Origin of the sequence: Methanosarcina siciliae T4/M (genome assembly GCF_000970085.1) — an archaeon.
GTDB classification, from domain to species: domain Archaea; phylum Halobacteriota; class Methanosarcinia; order Methanosarcinales; family Methanosarcinaceae; genus Methanosarcina; species Methanosarcina siciliae.
The window spans coordinates 610,773-630,267 of the sequence record NZ_CP009506.1 but is presented as its reverse complement, the minus strand read 5'-3'; the positions used below and the strand labels follow the sequence as shown (position 1 = coordinate 630,267).

17 protein-coding genes and 1 tRNA gene are annotated in these 19,495 nt (G+C 43.7%); 3 read left to right on the top strand and 15 right to left on the bottom strand.

The features are described 5' to 3' along the window. Window positions 1-36: 36 nt before the first annotated feature. The 4 genes from MSSIT_RS02830 to MSSIT_RS02815 all read right to left on the bottom strand — a co-directional run bounded on the left by MSSIT_RS02830 (window position 37) and on the right by MSSIT_RS02815 (window position 4,569). Complete coding sequence (locus MSSIT_RS02830; RefSeq protein WP_048169822.1) at window positions 37-1,059, bottom strand: GDP-mannose 4,6-dehydratase; 1,023 nt, start codon at window positions 1,057-1,059, stop codon at window positions 37-39. Then, window positions 1,056-2,174 (bottom strand): DegT/DnrJ/EryC1/StrS family aminotransferase, encoded by a 1,119-nt coding sequence (locus MSSIT_RS02825; protein WP_048169820.1) that lies wholly within the window; start codon window positions 2,172-2,174, stop codon window positions 1,056-1,058. Before MSSIT_RS02825 ends, MSSIT_RS02830 begins: the two co-directional genes overlap by 4 nt. An 865-nt stretch (window positions 2,175-3,039) precedes the next feature. Then, window positions 3,040-3,111, bottom strand: a tRNA-Thr gene (locus tag MSSIT_RS02820). Window positions 3,112-3,558: 447 nt separating this feature from the next. After that, the gene (locus tag MSSIT_RS02815) at window positions 3,559-4,569 is read right to left on the bottom strand and encodes a class I SAM-dependent methyltransferase (RefSeq protein WP_048169818.1); all 1,011 of its coding nucleotides are present in this window, start codon (window positions 4,567-4,569) and stop codon (window positions 3,559-3,561) included. Between the two features lie 147 nt (window positions 4,570-4,716). On the opposite strand from MSSIT_RS02815, the gene MSSIT_RS02810 reads away from it, so the two are divergent. After that, on the top strand, window positions 4,717-5,151 hold the full coding sequence (locus MSSIT_RS02810; protein WP_156157247.1) for a hypothetical protein: 435 nt from the start codon (window positions 4,717-4,719) through the stop codon (window positions 5,149-5,151). Between the two features lie 63 nt (window positions 5,152-5,214). Here the strand turns inward: MSSIT_RS02810 and MSSIT_RS02805 are convergent, their stop codons facing one another. The 3 genes from MSSIT_RS02805 to MSSIT_RS02795 all read right to left on the bottom strand — a co-directional run bounded on the left by MSSIT_RS02805 (window position 5,215) and on the right by MSSIT_RS02795 (window position 7,540). Then, a complete protein-coding gene (locus MSSIT_RS02805; protein WP_048169815.1) occupies window positions 5,215-5,868 on the bottom strand; it encodes a LysE family transporter in 654 nt (217 codons plus the stop codon). Window positions 5,869-6,072: 204 nt separating this feature from the next. Next, window positions 6,073-7,086 carry a transcription initiation factor IIB gene (locus MSSIT_RS02800; RefSeq protein ID WP_011020659.1) on the bottom strand — a complete coding sequence of 338 codons (1,014 nt, stop codon included), beginning with the start codon at window positions 7,084-7,086 and terminating at the stop codon, window positions 6,073-6,075. 193 nt (window positions 7,087-7,279) lie between these two features. Next, window positions 7,280-7,540 (bottom strand): Gar1/Naf1 family protein, encoded by a 261-nt coding sequence (locus tag MSSIT_RS02795; RefSeq protein ID WP_048174465.1) that lies wholly within the window; start codon window positions 7,538-7,540, stop codon window positions 7,280-7,282. A gap of 319 nt (window positions 7,541-7,859) precedes the next feature. Here MSSIT_RS02795 and ppdK point away from each other — a divergent pair, with 319 nt between their 5' ends. Further along, window positions 7,860-10,511 carry a pyruvate, phosphate dikinase gene (gene ppdK, locus MSSIT_RS02790; RefSeq protein ID WP_048169814.1) on the top strand — a complete coding sequence of 884 codons (2,652 nt, stop codon included), beginning with the start codon at window positions 7,860-7,862 and terminating at the stop codon, window positions 10,509-10,511. Window positions 10,512-10,751: 240 nt separating this feature from the next. Here ppdK and MSSIT_RS02785 read toward each other — a convergent pair whose 3' ends face one another. Both MSSIT_RS02785 and MSSIT_RS02780 read right to left on the bottom strand, forming a co-directional pair. After that, a complete protein-coding gene (locus tag MSSIT_RS02785) occupies window positions 10,752-11,717 on the bottom strand; it encodes a polyprenyl synthetase family protein (protein ID WP_048174464.1) in 966 nt (321 codons plus the stop codon). Window positions 11,718-11,752: 35 nt separating this feature from the next. Further along, window positions 11,753-13,096 (bottom strand): RNase J family beta-CASP ribonuclease, encoded by a 1,344-nt coding sequence (locus MSSIT_RS02780; protein WP_048169811.1) that lies wholly within the window; start codon window positions 13,094-13,096, stop codon window positions 11,753-11,755. A 78-nt stretch (window positions 13,097-13,174) separates the two neighbouring features. Here MSSIT_RS02780 and MSSIT_RS22790 point away from each other — a divergent pair, with 78 nt between their 5' ends. Beyond that, window positions 13,175-13,315 (top strand): hypothetical protein, encoded by a 141-nt coding sequence (locus MSSIT_RS22790; RefSeq protein ID WP_156158777.1) that lies wholly within the window; start codon window positions 13,175-13,177, stop codon window positions 13,313-13,315. A 1,045-nt stretch (window positions 13,316-14,360) separates the two neighbouring features. On the opposite strand, the gene fni is transcribed toward MSSIT_RS22790, so the two are convergent. The 6 genes from fni to MSSIT_RS02745 all read right to left on the bottom strand — a co-directional run bounded on the left by fni (window position 14,361) and on the right by MSSIT_RS02745 (window position 19,442). Continuing rightward, window positions 14,361-15,458, bottom strand: coding sequence for a type 2 isopentenyl-diphosphate Delta-isomerase (gene fni, locus MSSIT_RS02770; protein ID WP_048169808.1), 1,098 nt, complete (start codon window positions 15,456-15,458; stop codon window positions 14,361-14,363). Between the two features lie 3 nt (window positions 15,459-15,461). Beyond that, on the bottom strand, window positions 15,462-16,244 hold the full coding sequence (locus MSSIT_RS02765; protein WP_048169806.1) for an isopentenyl phosphate kinase: 783 nt from the start codon (window positions 16,242-16,244) through the stop codon (window positions 15,462-15,464). 154 nt (window positions 16,245-16,398) lie between these two features. Beyond that, window positions 16,399-17,310: a mevalonate kinase gene (locus tag MSSIT_RS02760; protein WP_048169804.1), complete on the bottom strand. Its 912-nt coding sequence runs from the start codon at window positions 17,308-17,310 to the stop codon at window positions 16,399-16,401. Window positions 17,311-17,572: 262 nt separating this feature from the next. Further along, the gene (locus MSSIT_RS02755) at window positions 17,573-18,376 is read right to left on the bottom strand and encodes an MEMO1 family protein (RefSeq protein ID WP_048169802.1); all 804 of its coding nucleotides are present in this window, start codon (window positions 18,374-18,376) and stop codon (window positions 17,573-17,575) included. Window positions 18,377-18,444: 68 nt separating this feature from the next. Continuing rightward, window positions 18,445-19,188: a 30S ribosomal protein S2 gene (gene rpsB, locus MSSIT_RS02750; protein WP_052721491.1), complete on the bottom strand. Its 744-nt coding sequence runs from the start codon at window positions 19,186-19,188 to the stop codon at window positions 18,445-18,447. A 71-nt stretch (window positions 19,189-19,259) separates the two neighbouring features. Next, on the bottom strand, window positions 19,260-19,442 hold the full coding sequence (locus tag MSSIT_RS02745; protein ID WP_048169800.1) for a DNA-directed RNA polymerase subunit K: 183 nt from the start codon (window positions 19,440-19,442) through the stop codon (window positions 19,260-19,262). Between the last annotated feature and the right edge of the window lie 53 nt (window positions 19,443-19,495).

The following is a 19,495-nucleotide window of genomic DNA, read 5'->3' as shown; positions in this document are numbered from 1 at the left end:
AAATATACCTATACTTAAGTACCAATACCTAAATATTTAATTCACCGAAATTGGAAGATTCTTAACCGCCGTTGACAATTCATTCTTTAATTCATTTTCCTTTGAAGCACTTTTATACCAATCAATTGTCTTTATGAGTCCTTCATCAAAAGTAACTGCAGGTTTAAATTGAATCAAATCTTCTGCAGAATAGATATTTGCTATATGTCTTTTTACGTCTCCAGTTCTTGGAGGCTCGTAAACAATTCGATTTTCACAACCTAGATACTTAGCAATAGAAGTAACCAAATATTGTATGGACACTTCTTTTCCACTTGCAATGTTTAAAACTTTGCTTCTTGTTTTGTGAGATTTGTATATGTTTATTGCTGCGTCTGCTGTATCAGTCACATACAAATAATCTCTTGTTTGCTTTCCGTTTCCAAAAATTACAGGTGCCTCCCCTCGCAAAATCCTGTTTATTGTTATTGGAATTACTCCGGCATAGCTTCGGTCATTTTGCCTAGGACCATAATTATTAAATGGTCTAATTATTGAGGCGTCTATACCAAATGTTTCACAATATGAAAATATTAGAACATCAGAAGATGCTTTACTAGCTGCATAAGGTGTTGTGCCATTTAATGGATGATTTTCATCCATAGGAGCGTATACAGAAGTCCCATAAACTTCAGATGAAGAAAAATGGATTAAAGTATCAAAAATATCATTACGAACTAATTCACACATTGAAGTAGTAATATCGACGTTGTGTTTGAATGTCCACGCTGGCTTTTCAAGGCATGCCGGCAAGGGAATTACTGCAAGATTGAACACAACATCGATTCCTTCGTTTTCCATAATAGATTTCATTTGTTCATAATTTGAACAATCTTGATTTAATATTTTTAAGTTTGGGTAATTTTTCATTGCATCATTTAAATTTTCCTCTTTTCCCAAAAAAAATGAGTCCACTACAACCATATTATCTGGATTTTCAAGGGTCAATCGATCAACAAGATGACTGCCGATAAATCCCGCACCTCCAGTGACAAGTATAGATTTATTACTTAACTTCATTTCAGCCCACCAACCAATTCTTTAATAGTTTTTGTTATAAAGTCGATATCTTCCTCTTCTAAAGTGTAGTATAAAGGCAATGCCATTGCTCTATTGAATATATCCAATGAATTTGGACATTTATGCCGAGAATTATATACTGGTTGGATATGAGACGCATATGTTCCAATTTGCGTTTGAATCCCATGCTTCGCCAATATTGAAATTAATTTGTTCCTGCTTTTTCTTTTGTCAATGAGAGTCACATAACTTTGATAGACATGTCTAACATTATTTTGGACGTAAGGCTTACTAATAAAATCAATGTCTTCTAATTGTTCATTCCAATATTTTGCTAATTTCTCTTTTTTTTCAATAATCTTATCTATTTTTTTTAGCTGAGCAACTCCTACAGCAGCTGTTATATCACTCATTTTGTAATTATAACCAACGTCCAAAAATTCAGGAATAGTCGGAACCTGATACTTTTCTCTATCCCATGCAGATTTCATTCCAAAAACAGATAAATATTTAAGTTTCTCAGCAAGGTTTTTATCATCGGTAACAACCATTCCTCCTTCTCCAGTGGTGATACCTTTTCTTGCATGAAACGAATAACATCCTACATCCCCAATGGTTCCAGCATACTTATTTCTGTATTTTGCGCCCAGGGAACAAGCTGCATCTTCTACAATCTTAAGATTATAGTCATGAGCAATTTTCACAATTTTATCCATTTCAGCTGGTTGGCCAAATGTGTGAACAGGAATGATTGCCTTTGTACTTTCGGTTATTTGTTCCTCAATGTTATCACAATTGATATTGTAAGTGTCTGTATTTACATCTACAAAAATTGGCTTTGCTCCACAATATAATACCGAATGACCAGTAGCCGGGAAGGTATAATCCGCTACCAATACTTCATCTCCCTGGCCAACCCCAAGACTCAAAAGTGCCAAATGGAGTGCTGCCGTGCAATTTGTAACAGCAATGGCATACTTAGCACCAACATAATCTGCAACTTTATCTTCGAATTCTTTTGCTTTAGGTCCTTGAGATACCCACCCAGAGTCCAATACTTTTTTTATCTCATGCAATTCTTCAGAATCAAAATATGGTCTAGCCAATGAAATCATTAAATCAAAACCCCTCCTCTAACAATGATTTAAACAAGTTATTTCATAAATTTCCACATTATCAACTATTATTTAAACTGTATAGGGTGATGTTTTGAAGTGTCTAATATAATGAAGTATCTAATTTAACTTGTTGAATCACCTTCTTTTTCTGTTAGATTTACTGTGTGAATTTTTTTAATAGATTAATCCAATTAAATAACTTTTTTCTATGTTTTTCCAAGAACACCGCATAACTGAATTAATTTTTAGAAAGTAACTCTTTAAATTATTTAAATGAATCGGTTTGTGAATAGTTATTATTGAACTTGTTTTTCTTAATTACTCCCTTATATTTAGGATATTTTTTGTTCACATAACTAAAAAAATTTATAAATACATTTTCATAAAAGTTTACTTCAAAGTGGGTTTTCATACACCTGAAAATCAGGATAAACACTTATCAAAAGCATAGTGAAGAGACTGATTATCTAGAACAGTACTAACTACGCCTCCCTGAAGGAGCATCTTTTGTCCCTTTACGGATACATAAAAAAATCCAAAACTGAATAAGAAAGGCTGAACTGACAAGCAAGTATTCTCCAGCAGACCTTATTGAACAATTTCGCAAGGTTTACTTGATGGATTTAGACGGACAATTGATTTTAACAGAAGTGTCGAAGAAGATTGGTGAGATTGAGAAAAAGATAAATTTGAATTTATTCCCTAAATGAGCAGAATTAAGGTTAGAAATCGCTACTTCCATTGCCCTATAGTCCTTAGAAAGTAAGCTTTAAACTAAAGAAGCAAAAGAGTAGACCTTCTGCTGCGTATCGATGCGCAGGTTAAGTCCTGGAAAACAAACTTCGAACCAAATAAGTAAAAGAGCCGTCAGGGGGACTTGAACCCCCGACCTGCTGATTACGAATCAGCCGCTATACCGCTAAGCCACGACGGCACATATATTTGAGAATAAGCAGACTTAAAATAGCGATCAAGAATTTAACTATTTCGCTCAACGTAGTTCTTTTATTTAAGCTTGTTGTACTTTATGGAATTATTTTCTCTTTTTGTAGTACCTGATGTAGAACCATATAAAGATAAGGGCAAGCAAAACTGAGAAACCTATCATGAAATAGGCAAATGTGGACATAGGAAATCAGCTCCCTTTAGATATAAATGTGATATAATAATTGAGCATGTTTAAGCAACTTTATTGAAATTGATCCGCAAATGTTTAAACATTTCTTTTATGCAAGGATCTGAGTTATGATTCTTTTGATTCCTTCTTTTCCACCTGCAAAGGAATTTTTTACTGGTGCATCATCCCGGAAGCCCATGAGAGACGTACACAGAAAGCATTCTATATTCCGAATCCTGCCAGGAGCAGGCAGGGGGAAAAAGCTCAAATTATCCTTGCTTCGATGCATATATTATACTGGTGAGGAGCATATGAACGGACTACCCTTTTCTCCAGGACTTCAATCTTCCTTCCTGCTTTTTCTGCCGCTTTTCGAATAAGTTCGACGGAACTTTCAAAGAGGTCTTCTTCGGGAGTTATTCCATAGTAATGGATTACCCCACCAGGTTTTGTAAGGAGGACAGCAGAGTCAAGGAACTCGTGGGCATTGTGAGGCAGGTTCATGATCACATGATCGGCAGTGCCTGCAAACCTTTTTGCCTCTTCCCGTGCATCACCTTCTATTGCTTCAATATTTTTTGCGGAATTAAGGCTTATATTTTCTTTAAGATAGTGTACCGCGTAAGGATTTTTGTCGATTGCCACAACTTTGGAAGGCTTGTTGCTCTTTGCAAGCAGGATGCTGTAAGGACCGACCCCTGAAAACATATCGACAACAGTATCGCCTTCCTTAACCCTGGAGAGGATTCGCGAGCGTTCGGTAGAAAGGCGAGGGGTGAAATAAGCCTTTGAAAGGTCAACTTTGTAGCGGCAGCCGTACTCCCTGTGGACGGTCTCGGTCCCTGGGTCACCTGCAATTACTTCAAATTCCCGGACCCTGAACTCACCGATAACAGGGGTAAGGGACTTGACCACGGTTTTAATGTTTGGCCGGGTAAAGAGGAGGGCTTCGGCAATTCTTGAGGCTTTTTGAGAATCAAGGTCCGGATCTTCCAGAAGCGCAATATCCCCTATGAGCTCATAAGCCGGATTGAAGCCAAGAAGATCTCCGGGAGCGGGATTTTTCTCCTGAGCCTCAAAATCAAACTCAGCAAGTTCGGCTTCTGCGGGAAGAACTGCCAGTTCATTCGAAAGAGGCTCTCGGGAAAGAGGAAGATAAAGAAAAGTATTATCCGAACCTATTTTAAGGGAGTTATCAAGAATTTCAAAATCAAGGAGTACTCTCCTTGCAGATTCTCCTTTCTTTTTGGGAATTCTTATGCATTGCCGTTTCATAGGGATCCTACCTTCTGAACCTCTAAAGCTATCCTTTTGTTATTAAGTTTTCTCAATATCGAAATTGAGCCGGTAACTTATTTTAAGAATTTTACTACCAACGGTATCTTTATACATTGAACCGTATAAAAAAGGAATAATTAGAAAGTGTTAAAATCAAAAGGAAGGGGTAATCTGGGACTTGAAACAACAATATATAGTCTGAGAACGATATCATTTGGGCTACAAATCGGGGTTTTACTGTTATTTTTGTTAAGCCTGATAGTATTGAAAAAGAAATCAAAAAAAGGGGGAATAAAAGGACATGGAAAGATAGCAACCGGGGGATACGCCCTTGCCTTATTATCGGTTCTTTATATGCTTTATTCGGCTTACAACCTGACAATTAGCGGGAGGGATCCTTCAGTCATATATACTCACGGCCTTTTTGGAGCCATCTCCCTGTCTTTTGGCTTTATTTTCGTAATTAACAGGTGGAGATGGAAAACTCGTAGAAATATGAGAATACTGCTGGCTTTATGGGTGCTTACCTTCATTGGAGGATTATCGATCTATCTGACTTTTACTGGAAGGCTCCCCTGAAGAAAAAATTGAAGAAAAAGATAAAAGAGAATTCCATTAAATAAGAAAAATAAAGGCCTTATCTCACGACAGCTGAATGGGATTATTATAGTTAAGCATGAAATAAAGCCCGAAAATCACTAAAAATCCTCCGCAGACGTAAAGGACCATTTCGTGGGTACGCCCGGAGAACAGGGTTTTTCCCCGGCTGAATGACCCGGATACGGCAGTGAACCAGCTAAGGTCTGCTGTCCAGTGCCCCAGGAGATAGGCCAGTGAAACAAGAGCTCCCAGCTCATACGCCCTCAGTACGAGCGCACTGCCCGCAGTCAGCCACCAGATCCAGAAGTAGGGGTTTGAAACCGAGGTGAAAAAACCCAATGCTATGGGACTTGAACTTAGTTTCAAGCCTGAAGTTCCCGGGGGAATTCCTGCAGAAGCTGCAGCTTTTGCATCCTTTGCCGTAAGCAGTCCGAATATCACAAGTGCAAGTCCACCAATAACGGAAATAGCTGAGATTGTACCGCTGCCCATAAGTGAAGCAACTCCGAAGAGAATCAGCACGGAAAGTACAAGCTCAACCAGCATATGCCCGAAAACAACTTTCGGACCTGCAAGCCATCCTTTTTTGAGAGAAAGTTCTATGGTTGCAAAGAGCATCGGTCCCGGGACCAGGGCACCTGTAAGCCCTATAGTAAAGCCCAGGAGAAGGGCTTTGAAAGTCTCAATTGTCAGCATTCTCAACCTGCAAACGAAATATACCCATATTTCTAAAAACTCATCTAAAAACGGAACTTGGAACACTATCTGAAAAAATATATGCACAGCTAAAAGATCCCGATCCGGGAAGATAGAAAGCAGAAAAAAGAGGGCGCATTTTACCCTCCAGATACAGAAAACTTAAATCAGACTGGCTAAAAAAAGAAGCGTTTAGAGAAGCATTTAGAGGATAATTTCGATATCCAACTCTTCTGCAAGCTCCTTATACCTGTTCCTGATGGTAACTTCCGTAACCCCGGCAACATCTGCGACTTCGCGCTGAGTCCTCCGCTCCCCACAGAGAATGGATGCAATGTAAATTGCAGCTGCGGCAACTCCTGTAGGCCCTCTTCCGCTTGTGAGTTCTTTTTCGGAAGCCTGCCTGAGAATCTCAACGCTCTTTGACTGGACTTCTCCTTTCAGGTTAAGCCCTGAGCAGAACCTCGGGACATAGTCGATAGGGGAAGTTGGCATGAGTTTTAAGGCAAGTTCTCTGGAAATGAAACGGTAAGTCCTTCCGATTTCTTTTCTGCTAACCCTTGATACCTCTTCGATTTCATCAAGCGTCCTCGGGACACTGCACTGGCGGCAGGCTGCATAGAGAGCCGCTGCGGCTACACCTTCAATACTGCGCCCACGGATAAGGTTCTTGTCAACAGCTTTTCTGTAGACAACTGCTGCAGTCTCCCTGACAGTTCTTGGCAGACCAAGAGCAGAAGCCATTCTGTCCAGTTCGGAAAGGGCAAAAGCCAGGTTTCTTTCCGTTGCGTTGCTTACACGAATTCTACGCTGCCATTTTCTTAAACGATAAAGCTGAGCACGATTTTTGGAGGAGATAGACTTTCCGTAGGAATCACGGTTCCTCCAGTCAATCATTGTGGAAAGCCCTTTGTCGTGTATTGTATATGTCATGGGCGCACCCACACGGGAACGCTTCATGCGCTGATCATGATCGAAAGCTCGCCATTCCGGTCCTTCATCCACAAAGTCGGCATCGATGACAAGTCCGCAGTCCCCACACACGAGCTCAGCTCTCTCATAATCGTGAACAAGGTTCCTGCTACCGCATTCTGGACACACGGCCTTTTCGTTCTCAAAACTTTGCTCTTTTTGCTTTTCTTTGCGAGCTTTAATCATGGCACGTATTTTTTCCCTTTCAAGAGTGTCCGAATAGCGAACTCTTTCGACTTCTACCATATTATATCACCTTACAAATTAACATGACTATGTTTATGATTCCCTGCAATCTCTAGTCTGCACCATATAAATTACAATATATATATAAAAGAAGGGACAAGAAAACCTGCGACTATAACCAGCAAAAAACATATAAACCAGTTAAAGTTAAACCATAGTAAAGGATTAAAACCTTCATCGAATGTCAGAGATCTCACCGAATATAGACCCTTTCATTAACGAGAGCCCGAGTTTCCGAATCAGGAATTCGCTTAAAGCCCTTCACAAAAAAATATGGATGGTTTACGGGTCCAAAGACACTGGCAATTGTGCCAATCCGATTCAGGGCTTTGTCAACAACAACCGAATTCAACTTAGGAAGACTACCTGAGACGTTATCGGGTCTTACCTCATCCCCTCTAATTATCAGGTTTCTATGACCTGACCTGTGCAGCACGGTACCGAGTCGTTTCATATCAGCCACGAATAGTTATGCCTCTATGCACAGGGCAAAATACCCCGGCTTCGAGTGGATTTAACAGTCAGTCCCAATAAGAATATATATCATAGACTGAAAAGCATATGTAGTCTATGCTTATTATATATAAAGATATCGCAAGGCCTATATTATACTTGAATTAAATTAAGTTAAAAGAGTAAAGTATAAGAGACAGGAGGGGGGGAATCCACAAGCTTATATATTAAATGGACATTGTTGGCAACAACCAGGCCATAGGTCTGGGGATATCCAACTCTAACTCTGATTAATGATCTCGTTCCAAGGAGGAGAATCATTGTCCAAGTTCGTATATTTTTTTGGAAAGGATGTAACTGATGGCAAGAGTAGTATGAAAGACCTGCTTGGAGGTAAGGGTGCAAACCTTGCCGAGATGGCAAATCTCGGAGTCCCCGTACCACCAGGTTTTACAATAACAACCGAAGTCTGTGTACTTTATCTAAAGGGAAATAAATATCCTGAAGAAGTGCTCAGCCAGGTAGGAGAAGCAATTGATAAACTGGAAGCCTTAAACGGCAAAAAGCTGGGAAATCCCGAAGATCCGTTGCTGGTCTCAGTAAGATCTGGTGCCAGGGTGTCCATGCCAGGAATGATGGACACGGTTCTGAATCTTGGACTTACGGATAAATCCGTAATCGGGCTCGCAAATAAAGTCAATGACGAAAGATTCGCTTATGACTGTTACCGAAGATTTATCGCCATGTTTGGGGACGTGGTGCTTGGAGTTGAATTCAGGAAATTCGATTCCTTAATCGATGACAAAAAAAAGGAACTTGGGGTAAAGTCCGACACGGAGCTTGATTCAAAAGCATTAAAAGAATTGGCAGAAAGATTCAAGGAAGTTATCAAACTCGAAAAAGGATTTGAGTTTCCCCAGGATCCGAAGGTTCAGCTTCAGATGGCAATTGATGCTGTTTTTGATTCATGGAATAACCAGAGAGCCATCACCTACAGGAAGCTTAACAACATTGACGACAGCTGGGGCACAGCAGTCAATGTTCAGACCATGGTCTACGGGAACAGAGGAAACACCTCAGGTACAGGCGTTGCTTTTACAAGAAACCCATCTACAGGCGAAAAGAAGTTCTTCGGAGAATACCTCATCAACGCCCAGGGCGAAGATGTGGTAGCCGGGATAAGAACCCCGGACTTTATTGCCACTCTCGGAGACAAAATTCCGGAAGCCTATGCCCAGCTTGTAGACATCTGCCAGAAACTTGAAGCCCACTTCAAGGACATGCAGGACATAGAGTTTACCATTCAGGAAGGAAAACTCTACATGCTTCAGACCAGAACCGGAAAGCGCACAGCTGCTGCAGCCGTAAAGATTGCAACCGACATGGTCGAAGAAGGACTCATAGACAAAGAAACCGCCGTAAACAGGGTTCAAGCCGAACACATTGACCTGCTTCTGCACCCGAGGATTGACCCCGAAGCAAAGCTCGAAGTAATTGCAAAAGGGCTTCCCGCATCTCCCGGAGCCGCTGTAGGAAAGGTAGTATTTACCGCCGAAGCTGCCGAAGAGATGGCAGAGGTAGGCGAAAAGACAATTCTTGTCCGTACTGAGACTTCTCCGGAAGACATCGGAGGCATGGCAGCTGCGCAGGGGGTACTTACTGTGCGCGGTGGAATGACATCTCACGCCGCAGTAGTAGGGAGAGGCATGGGTAAACCCTGTGTTGTGGGCTGTGGAGAAATCTCAATCGACATAAAGAACGCCCTCTTCATGGTAAACGGTTTCACCATCAAAGAACATGACTATATTACAATTGACGGAAGTGTCGGAAGCGTCATCATCGGGAAAATAGACCTGATTGATGCAGAGATAAATGACGACCTGAAAAAGATCCTCACCTGGGCTGACGAGATCAGGACCCTCGGAGTCAGGACAAACGCCGACAACCCGGCTGATTCCGCCCTTGCCCGCGAGCTCGGGGCAGAAGGTATCGGGCTTTGCAGGACAGAGCACATGTTCTTCGGAGAAGAAAGGATTCCTGCAGTCAGGGAAATGATTATGTCAGAAGACGAGAAGGCCAGGAAGAAAGCCCTCAATAAACTGCTCCCCATGCAGAAAGAAGACTTCCTCGGAATCTTTCGTATCATGGAAGGCCTGCCTGTAACCATAAGGCTCCTTGACCCGCCTCTGCACGAATTCCTTCCGGATAAAGAAGAACTGGATGAGAAACTCAGGGAACTTGAAACCTCCGGAGACTGCGGAAAGATCGATGAGGTAAAGAAAGTTATCCAGCGTGTGATTTCCCTCAAGGAATTAAACCCCATGCTCGGACACAGAGGATGCAGGCTCGGGATCACCTATCCTGAGATCTACAACATGCAGGTGCGTGCAATCATGGAAGCTGCCTGTGAACTTACGGCCGAAGGATTGGAAGTAGTCCCTGAAATAATGATTCCGCTCGTAGGCCTTGTAAAAGAGCTCTCACTCTCCAAGGAGGAAGTCTGCAAGACGGCAGAAACAGTAATGGCTGAAAAAGGCATGAAGATCGACTACAAAGTAGGAACTATGATCGAACTTCCCAGAGCTACAATCGTCGCAGACCAGATTGCACGGGAAGCTGATTTCTTCTCCTTTGGGACAAATGACCTGACCCAGACAACCTTCGGGTTCAGCAGGGACGATGTATCCAAATTTGTGCCTATTTACCAGAAGGCAGGCATCCTTGAACACGACCCCTTTGCAGTTCTGGACCAGGAAGGCGTTGGCGAGCTCATGAAGATAGGCATACAGAAAGGCCGCTCAGTCAAACCCAAACTCAAGATGGGAATCTGCGGAGAACACGGCGGAGAACCGAGGTCCATTACCTTCGCTCACCGGATAGGTATCGATTATGTGAGCTGCTCCCCATATAGAGTCCCGATTGCAAGACTTGTAGCTGCGCAGAGCACGATGGAAATGAGAAACTCAAAATAAAAATTTTAAATTTTAAAACTCTGGCAGGATCAAATCCTGCCTGCAGTCCTCTTTTTAGAGAAATAACTTCAGAGCGGAGCGGCTACCCCTGCCCAGCTATTTCTGTTCTGCTACATAACCCCAAAAACAAAAAAACAGTAATCTTTTACTAATTGGCTCTTCCGGCAAAACTCAAAAAAGAGATTTGAATTGCAGCAGAATATGCTACAATTCTTCGAAAAAGATAAATTTTCAGAAACTTCAGTATTCCCTTGCAATCATATAGTCGGCAATCTGGAGGAGAAGTTCTTTTTCAGGACAATCTCTGAGGACATCCAGTTTTTCTTTTCCCTGATATATATATGAGATTGCAAGATTTTTCACGTAATCGATTGATCCGCATTCGGTCAGAGTCCTAACGGCAGCCTCGGTTTCTTCCAGGGTAGCTTCTCCTTTTCCGAAGATGTCCAGTTTTACACCTTTGCCGAAGGAGTCAATAACAATGAGGGTATGCTTTCCTTCCATAAGGTCACTGCCCCGAACCTTTCCTAACACTTCTTCAGGAGCAACCATGTCCAAGACATCATCGTACATCTGGAAACCGATCCCTATAAGGCGCCCATATTCGAACATAGCTTCGGCGACCTCGTCCGAGGCCCCTCCAAGAAGAGCTCCGATCTTGGCTGCGGCTGCGTAAAGGACAGAGGTCTTTTTTTCCACCATCTCGATATATTCAAGTTCAGTTACCCTATCTCTTTTTTCGAAGTCCATATCAAGCCACTGGCCTTCGCAGATTTCGGTACAGGTCTTTGAGAGAACATTCATGCACTTTAAAATCCTTGACGGATCGTTTTCGACCTTTGAGAGGATCTCGAAAGCTTTGGAGTAAAGAGTATCTCCGGCAAGGATAGCTCCGGCTTCACCCCATTTGACATGGACTGCAGGTATTCCTCTGCGGATATTGTCCTTATCCATAATGTCGTCATGTACCAGGGTGAAATTATGTACAAGCTCCACTGCCACAGCTGCAGGCAAAACGGACTTGAGATCGGAGCCAACAGCTTCTGCTGCCAGGATCAGAACCGCTGGCCGAAGGCGCTTTCCGCCGGCTTCCACTAGATAGCGAGAAGCTTTGTACAGCTCCTCCGGACGGGTTACCGGAAGCAATTCATCAATTGCAGCATCAACATGGGAACTTCTCTTTTTGATCTCATCAATAAGCATCATAAACATCACGAGAATACGGGGTTTTTTATTATAGGTTACTCTTCTATATATAACACTTCGCCGTTTCGGAGCAGGTGTACGGTATCTCCGAGTACATAACCCGCATCTTCCGCCATCTCGATGTAGTGCCCGTGCATTTCCATATCTCCATGAGCAGGGATTACATGTTCGGGGTTCACCATGCGCAGAAGCTCCCAGTGGTCTTCCCTGTATGCATGCCCTGAAACATGGACGTTGTCATAGATCCTACCGCCCTTCATCTTGAGTTTGGTCTCAAGAGCATAACGGTTTGCCTGAGTCATCGGGCTCGGGATTACGTTTGCTGAGAAAATGATCTTGTCTCCGGGTTCGATTGTGTAAGGCGTTTCCCCATTTGCAACCCTCACGAGAATGGAGCCAGGTTCTCCCTGGTGCCCAGTAACAATGGGCAGATACTTGTTCTTGCCGTCCTGCATGATGCGCTTGAATGCCCTGTCGACATCTCTTCTCATGCCGTAAATCTCCACATTGGAGGGGAGTTCAAGGTAGCCGATATCCCTGGCAGCACCCACATAGCGTTCCATGGAACGCCCCATAAGCACCGGAATTCTACCCATTTCTTCGGCAGCCTCGATAATTGCTTTGAGCCTGGAAATATGCGATGCAAAAGTCGTAATTATCATGCCCACGTCAGACTCTTCGGTCCCAAGCAGTACATCCCTGACCATGTCCTTTGCAATCTGTTCCGAAGGAGTCTTTCCTGAACGCCCGGCGTTTGTGCTTTCAGTGATCATTGCAATGACCCCTTCCTTTCCGAGGGACTTGAAACGCTCAAAGTCAGGAGCCTCCCCCATTGTCGGAGTCCTGTCAAGCTTGAAATCACAGGCATAAAGGACTGCTCCTGCCGGGGTGTGCACGGCTGCGAGTACACAGTCGATAATACTGTGCTGAACCCGGATGAATTCTATGGAGACATCTTCCGTAACCTGGTAAGTTCCGCCTGCCTGTAAAGGGATGACCCTGTTGCAGACCTCGAACTTGCGCTCGGACTCTATCTGCTGTTTGATAATAGCTGCGGTATAGGGGGTGGCAAGTATGGGGGCATTATACCTGTGGGCAAGCTTCGGGATTGCACCTATGTGGTCAAGGTGCCCGTGGGTACATACAATTGCCCTGACAGTCCCGTTAATTTCTTTCATAATAGTATCGTCAGGAATTGCCCCCATTTCGATCAGTTCAAGGGAATGCATCTTGTCAATTTCAACATCTTCATGAATTTGAACCCGGTCAAGCCTGAGCCCCATATCCAGAATGACAATATCCTCACCAATAATGATTGCAGTCATATTGCGGCCCATTTCGTTATAACCGCCGACTGCAACAATACCTATTTCAGTCATATTTTTAACCTCGTGTATAACTTATTAAATATTCTATCCTTGTGAAACCGAAACCTCAAAACCAAATCGGGTGACGGTATGAAATCAATGACCATGAATGTAAACGGGATAATAGAGAAGTATAGAACCATCTTTAGAAAAGTCACTTCTAAAAGCTACTTCCCATACCCTTTAAGAAATTCTCTTCAGGGTGAAAATGCACCAGGCTACAGTTTCTGAAAGAAGAATACAACTTTTAATATATATTTGTTTCAGTATACAAATATTATAACCTGCAAGAACTTCCGGAAACTACCTCTGATCCTGTTCTCATATAATACAGAATTTAACAGGGCTTTCCGACCCATAGAATTCCAGATCCGGATTTGACCTACAGGCGCTTTCAGTATCCTTCCTCAGTCACAACTATTTTTCAAAAAGCCTGACTCCAAACGTACTCCAGATAAAGGGTAAGCTTTTACCGTGAAATGACTTTACTAACCTGTTTTCCATATTCCAGTTACCTATTTTTTCGGATTCCAGTGATTTGCCTACAATGATTTGCCTTTTATATTTCAATAGCCTATTTCCCGAATACCAGGGCTTTCCAGATTCCAAAGGACTTCCCATACTTCAAGAATTTTTCCATGATCCGGTTTATTCGGTATGGAAAAATCACTCCAATAATTTCCCTTAATGACTTTTTTTATAATTGATCCCTTATACCAGCTGATTTTACGACGATTCCTGATTTAATGAATTTAACAAGCGGCCTTTAATTGAACAATTTCGTAAATGACTCAAATGAATGACTTAAAGAAGCTTATTTTTTAAATCAAGCCTTTAAGAACCAATTCCCGGAATTGGCCATGAAGTTGATGAGCGTAAAGAGTAATTATCAGGGGAAACTAACAATTCCGGATAGACTGTTTTCAGGTTTTCCTTAACTGCGTAAGTGTCCTTTAAACTGTATCCAGTGTCCCGGATGAAATAAGGAAAACTCTGAATCCTCATTCAATTTTAATAAACTGCATTCTTTTACTCTTCCGGCATACCTAAAGGGGAACAAAGATAATTACTTTTTCCCTAATTAAGAATTTAGAGAGTAGCCATTTTTCGGATTATATCAGGATGCTAACTATTTTCTTGTGAGACATTACTTCCGTCTTATGTATAAACATTGTCATGGGATAAATCTGTAATCGAATAAATCTGTAAAGGGCCATGCAGGCATTTAAAAGGTATAAGGAGGAGATGAGGGAATAATAAAAATATCTTTTTTTGATTAAAGCCCATTTTTGGGCAGAGAATAGTCTTTAACATCAAAACCGCGCTGCTCAAGGTATTCGAGGGTCCATCCGGTAACAACAACAGGGGAATTATGCAGGGCCTTGATGTTTGCACAACCGCAAAGAAACATTGCAGCCCTGAATTCATCCAGCATGCGGGAGAGGACCTTGACAACAGATTCTCTGCCTTCAAGCGAAGGGCCTACAAAAGGCAGGGCTGCACTTGCCGCACTGGCTCCAAGAGCGAGGGATTTTGCGATATCAAGCCCTGTCCTTACCCCACCTGTTGCGATAAGAGGGAGAGAAACCCTTGATTCAATTAAACTGGCAACAGTAGGGATTCCAAAGTCCCAGAAAAGTTCCCCGAGGCGTTCAGAGACCGAGTCCTTGCTTTCTTTTGCCCTGTAGACCTCAACTCCTGCCCAGCTGGTGCCCCCTACTCCACCTACATCAATTGCAGAGACTCCGGCTTTATGCAGGAGAATGGCATCTTCCCTGGAAACGCCTGCCCCCGTCTCTTTCACAATCACGGGGGTTTTGAGCACCGAACAGATTTCAGCAATCATATCCAGGCAGCCGGTAGCATCCCTATCCCCTTCGGGCTGGATGGCTTCCTGTAAGAAATTAAGGTGAATAGCAAGGGCATCGGCATCAATCATTTCGATGAGTTTTTCTACCCCTTCAACCCCGTACTGGCGGATCTGGGCAGCCCCCACGTTTCCGTAGACAAAAGCACCAGGAGCTTTGTCCCTGACAACCCTGAAAGAGTCTTCCTGAGCAGGATCATCGATTGCAGCCCTCTGGCTGCCAACCCCTATCCCGACTCCCAGCTCTTCGGCTGCAGCCGCAAGGGCAGCATTGACTGGAAGGGTATCTGGGTGCCCCCCCGTAATGGATGCAATTAAAAACGGGGCTTGCATCCCTTTTCCAAGGAAGTCCACAGAAAGGTCAAGCTCATCCATGTTTAATTCTGGAAGTGCCCTGTGAATCAGGGTCACATCCTCAAAACCCGCATTGACTCCCCTGGCCTCAACCGGGCTTTCCGCACAGAGCTTCAGGTGTTCTATCTTTCGCCTTGAGGTAGTATTGATCATGCTTCATACCCTTTTATCCGGACTGATCCTGGTCCCTATGGATTCCCCATTTAAGAACCTGTAAATGTTATCCGCTTTTCCTGCATTGAATATATAGGAAGTAATACTAGAATTTTTGCTAAGTTCCAGGAGTTCCAGAACCTTTCCGAGCATTCCTCCCGTAACATCCGTACTTCCAGAACCCCCGATACACTGCCTGAATTCCTCAAAGTTTTCAGGAGTGATCTCAGGTACAGGCTTTCCATCCCTATCAAGCACCCCGTCTTCAGCCGATCCCAGCCCGAGCCGTGTGATCCCGAGTTCCTTTGCCAGGTAGGGAACGATCTGGTCGCCCGAAAGGATGCAGGTTCCGAGTTTGAGGTCCATAACAACATCTCCGTGCAGGACAGGGACAAAGCCTTTTTCGAGCATGAGCTTTATGCCTTCAAGGTACATGCTCTCTATCCTCCCGTTTCTGCAAACAGTGCAGCCCATAGGATGAACAGCAATAGCCCGCACTCCGAAACCGTTCAGAGCTTCCACGACCCTTGAGGAGAGTTTTTTTACGGATTCGTGCGTTATAATTGACCCCTCAGGGTCAAAATTCCTATCAAGCCCGTATTTTTTGGCATAGGTATGCCCGAAAGAGCCAGCTCCATGTACAATAATCATTTTGCCCCGGAAGCCTGAAACTTCCCGCGCAATCCTGAGAAGGGCCTCCTCTTTTACAACCCCTTCAAATGCGCCTTTATCGGTAATGGCGCTGCCTCCGAGTTTAAGGATAACAGGTTCGGTTGAAACGTTCATTATATCACTTGATGCCTTTTTAAATAAATTTTAATAATAGTCAGATACTATAATTTCTTCGCGGATCTATTTCTTCGCTGATCTGAAGTGAAAGATGAAAGCAAAAATCTAAAAGATAAAAGCAACTCCTTCTGGAAAAACCTGAAGAGTTCCTTCAGGCTCGGTCAACCTTCAACCCCTGTTCCGTGGGTCTTGTAATGGTGACCTTGCCTCCTGCCTTTGCAATAGCTTCAGCTACCTGTGAAGACTTTTGAGGGGGCGTAAGGGCAACCATACAGCCACCACCGCCGGCTCCCGTGATTTTTGCCCCTAAAGCTCCTGCTGCTCTTGCCGAATAGATTAAACTTGAAAGCTCAAGGATATTTACCCCAAGCGCATCAAGCAGGCCCTGGTTCACATTCATAAGCCTGCCAATGGAAGCATAGTCTCCTGAAAGTACAAGGGATTCCCCGATCCGGGAGATTTTGCCAATCGACTCCATAAGAGGACCTATCAGATCGGGATAACTTTCACGAAGCTGCCTGACATTTGCCACAAGCTCTTTTGTAGAAGAAAAAACACCTGTATCCCCTATTACGATTCCACAGTCGGGGGTTTTTAACTTTCTCCGTTCCGGGATGGTGACTACTCCCCCGAAAGTGGACACATATGTATCGGTCGGGCTTGCTGCCCCCTGGACTTTTATCTCGATTTCATGCCCCAGTTTTGCAATCTCTTCAGGGGAGAGCCCACAGCCACAAAGTTCATTGAGAGCACCTATGCTTGCAATCGTTACCGCAGCAGACGAACCGAGCCCTGAACCCACAGGGATATCGGAATCAACCGTCAAAAAAACGCCATTTATGGAAGCAAGCTCCCTCATTTTCTCAATAACTGCAGAAACATAAGGGTGTTTTTCAAAATCAAGCCCTGTTTTCCCAATCTGGGACCGGATAATTATGGAGCTGTTAAACTCTGCCCTCACCCGGGTTCTCAACTCTACCGCACATGCTATCGCGGTTTCTCCATAAACAACCGCATGCTCTCCGAAAAGATAGATTTTCCCGGGTGCAGAACATGAAACCATATTATTCCTCAAAAAATTTTCAAGTTTTGGTGAATTTGGGCATGTAAATTAATGAATCTTATCCTCGAGAAGGCTGACCATATGTAAAAGTAAAAAATCTATAAAAAAACTTACCCTGCCTGAACTTTATCCAAAGCATTTCCTTTATCGGATATTTTTCGCATAGTCAAAAATGAGAATACTTCATTGTCGTGAGATTTACTCCACAATAATCTTACTCCACAATAATCTTACTCCACAATAATCTTACTCCACAATAATCTTACTCCACAATAATCGCAGCGTATCCGACAACTGCACCCATATCTCCGGAAACGTCCCCACTGTTAGCATATTTAAGCAGTGTTGCCCTGGAACCTCCGAGTTTTTGAGAAGCTGAAAGCATTGCTGCAATAGGCCCGTATCCGCATACTGAGGCGTTTCTTCGATAGAGGCTGTCATACATGCCCGGGACATCGAGATTCAGGATAGCATCTATAATCTCGGAATCCGTCTCCTTTGCACGCTCTGCGGTTTCGTAATGTGTAAAATCACTGGAAGCTATAATGACAACACGTTTCCTGCTTTCGGAAACAAGGTTCGCAACAAGGTTTCCCACCTCAACTGCCGTATCTGCGTCCTGCATGCCCATGCAGATTGGAAGAATTTTAAAGTCCCGTCCGAAACGGTACTGAAGGAAAGGAAGCTGGACTTCAATAGAATGCTCGTATGTATGCCCCAGTTCATCCGCATCAACGATGCTCCCGAGAAATCCGTCGGCAAGTTCGAGGTCAACATCAATAGTGCCCAGGGGAGTTTTCCACGTTTCCCTGGATAATGACAACGGCGAACCGTACCCAGTGTGGTTGGGACCGAAAAGGATATATGTATCAGCTTCAGGGAGGGTTGCATAAACATGTGCAGCTACTTTCCCGGAATAGACATACCCGGCATGCGGGCAAACCGCCCCAAAGACGTTTCGTTCCCTGAGCTCCAGACCTTCGAAACAACGCGCAAGCTCTTTTTCCAGATTATCACAATGCAGAGGATAAAACTGCCCTGCAACTGCTGGCTGTCTCATTTCCAATCACCCATAATATAAGATATGGGCAATTTTTATAAATGCTTGCAGTATGCAGGACGGACGTTCCGGAATCAGAGCGGAGTTTCGAAGTCGGTCAACTCGTAATTGAAGGGAGTGTCATTGAGTCTTGAGACTTCCCTTGCGAGTAACCAGTAGACAAGAGAAAGGGCTTTTCTACCCTTGTTGTTTGTCGGGATTACGAGGTCCACGTTTGAGGTCAGGTTGTTGGTGTCACAGAGTGCTACAACAGGTACCCCGATGCTTGAAGCTTCCTTCAGTACCTGGGCATCCCCGGCCGGATCGGTTACGATAATAACATCCGGCTCAAAGAAACCGTGGATCTGAGGGTTTGTAAGGGAACCCGGGATAAACCTTCCGAGCATTGCCTTTGTACCGAGTGCTCTTGAGAACATTCTTGCAGGGTGCTGCCCATACTGCCTTGAAGATACTACAAGAATTCTGGATGAGTCATAGTGAGAAAGCAATTTGGATGCAACTCTGACCCTTTCGTCTGTGGACTGGATATCAAGGACGTATAACCCGTCAGTTCTGACCCTGTATACGAAACGCATCATATCCTGAGTTTTCTGCTGTGTACCGATGTGAACACCTGCTGCCAGGTACTCGTCAATGGATACGAGGGATGTGGACCCCTCTTTGTGAGAAGCAGTTTCATCCTCCGATTCTGAAGGTATAGATCCGGTCTTTACTGCGGCTTCCTTTTCAGGTGCAGTTTTTGCTTCAGCCACAACATCTTCTTCAGGCATAGGCTGTGCTCCGGTTTCCTCCTGCCCTGTCTGCTCAATTTCCTCCATAAAGTCACCTCATAAAATATAGAATCAACAATAAAACGCATTTAGCATCTGAAATGTATCCCATTACGTTTTTAGCTTTTCTTACGTTTGACCGTTATAGGAATAATTCCGGCATTCAACTCTGCAATGGCTACACCCAGGGGGTCCAGCCGCCCGTCATCTTCAACCAGGACAGGAGCCCCCATTGCTATCTGCAATGCTCTTGCACCTACAATTCGTGCACGCTCGAACCGGGTATACTTTTCCTTGACCAACAGATCACCCTGAAACTTAAAAACGCTCCGATGGATTCCAATAATCGAGAAGC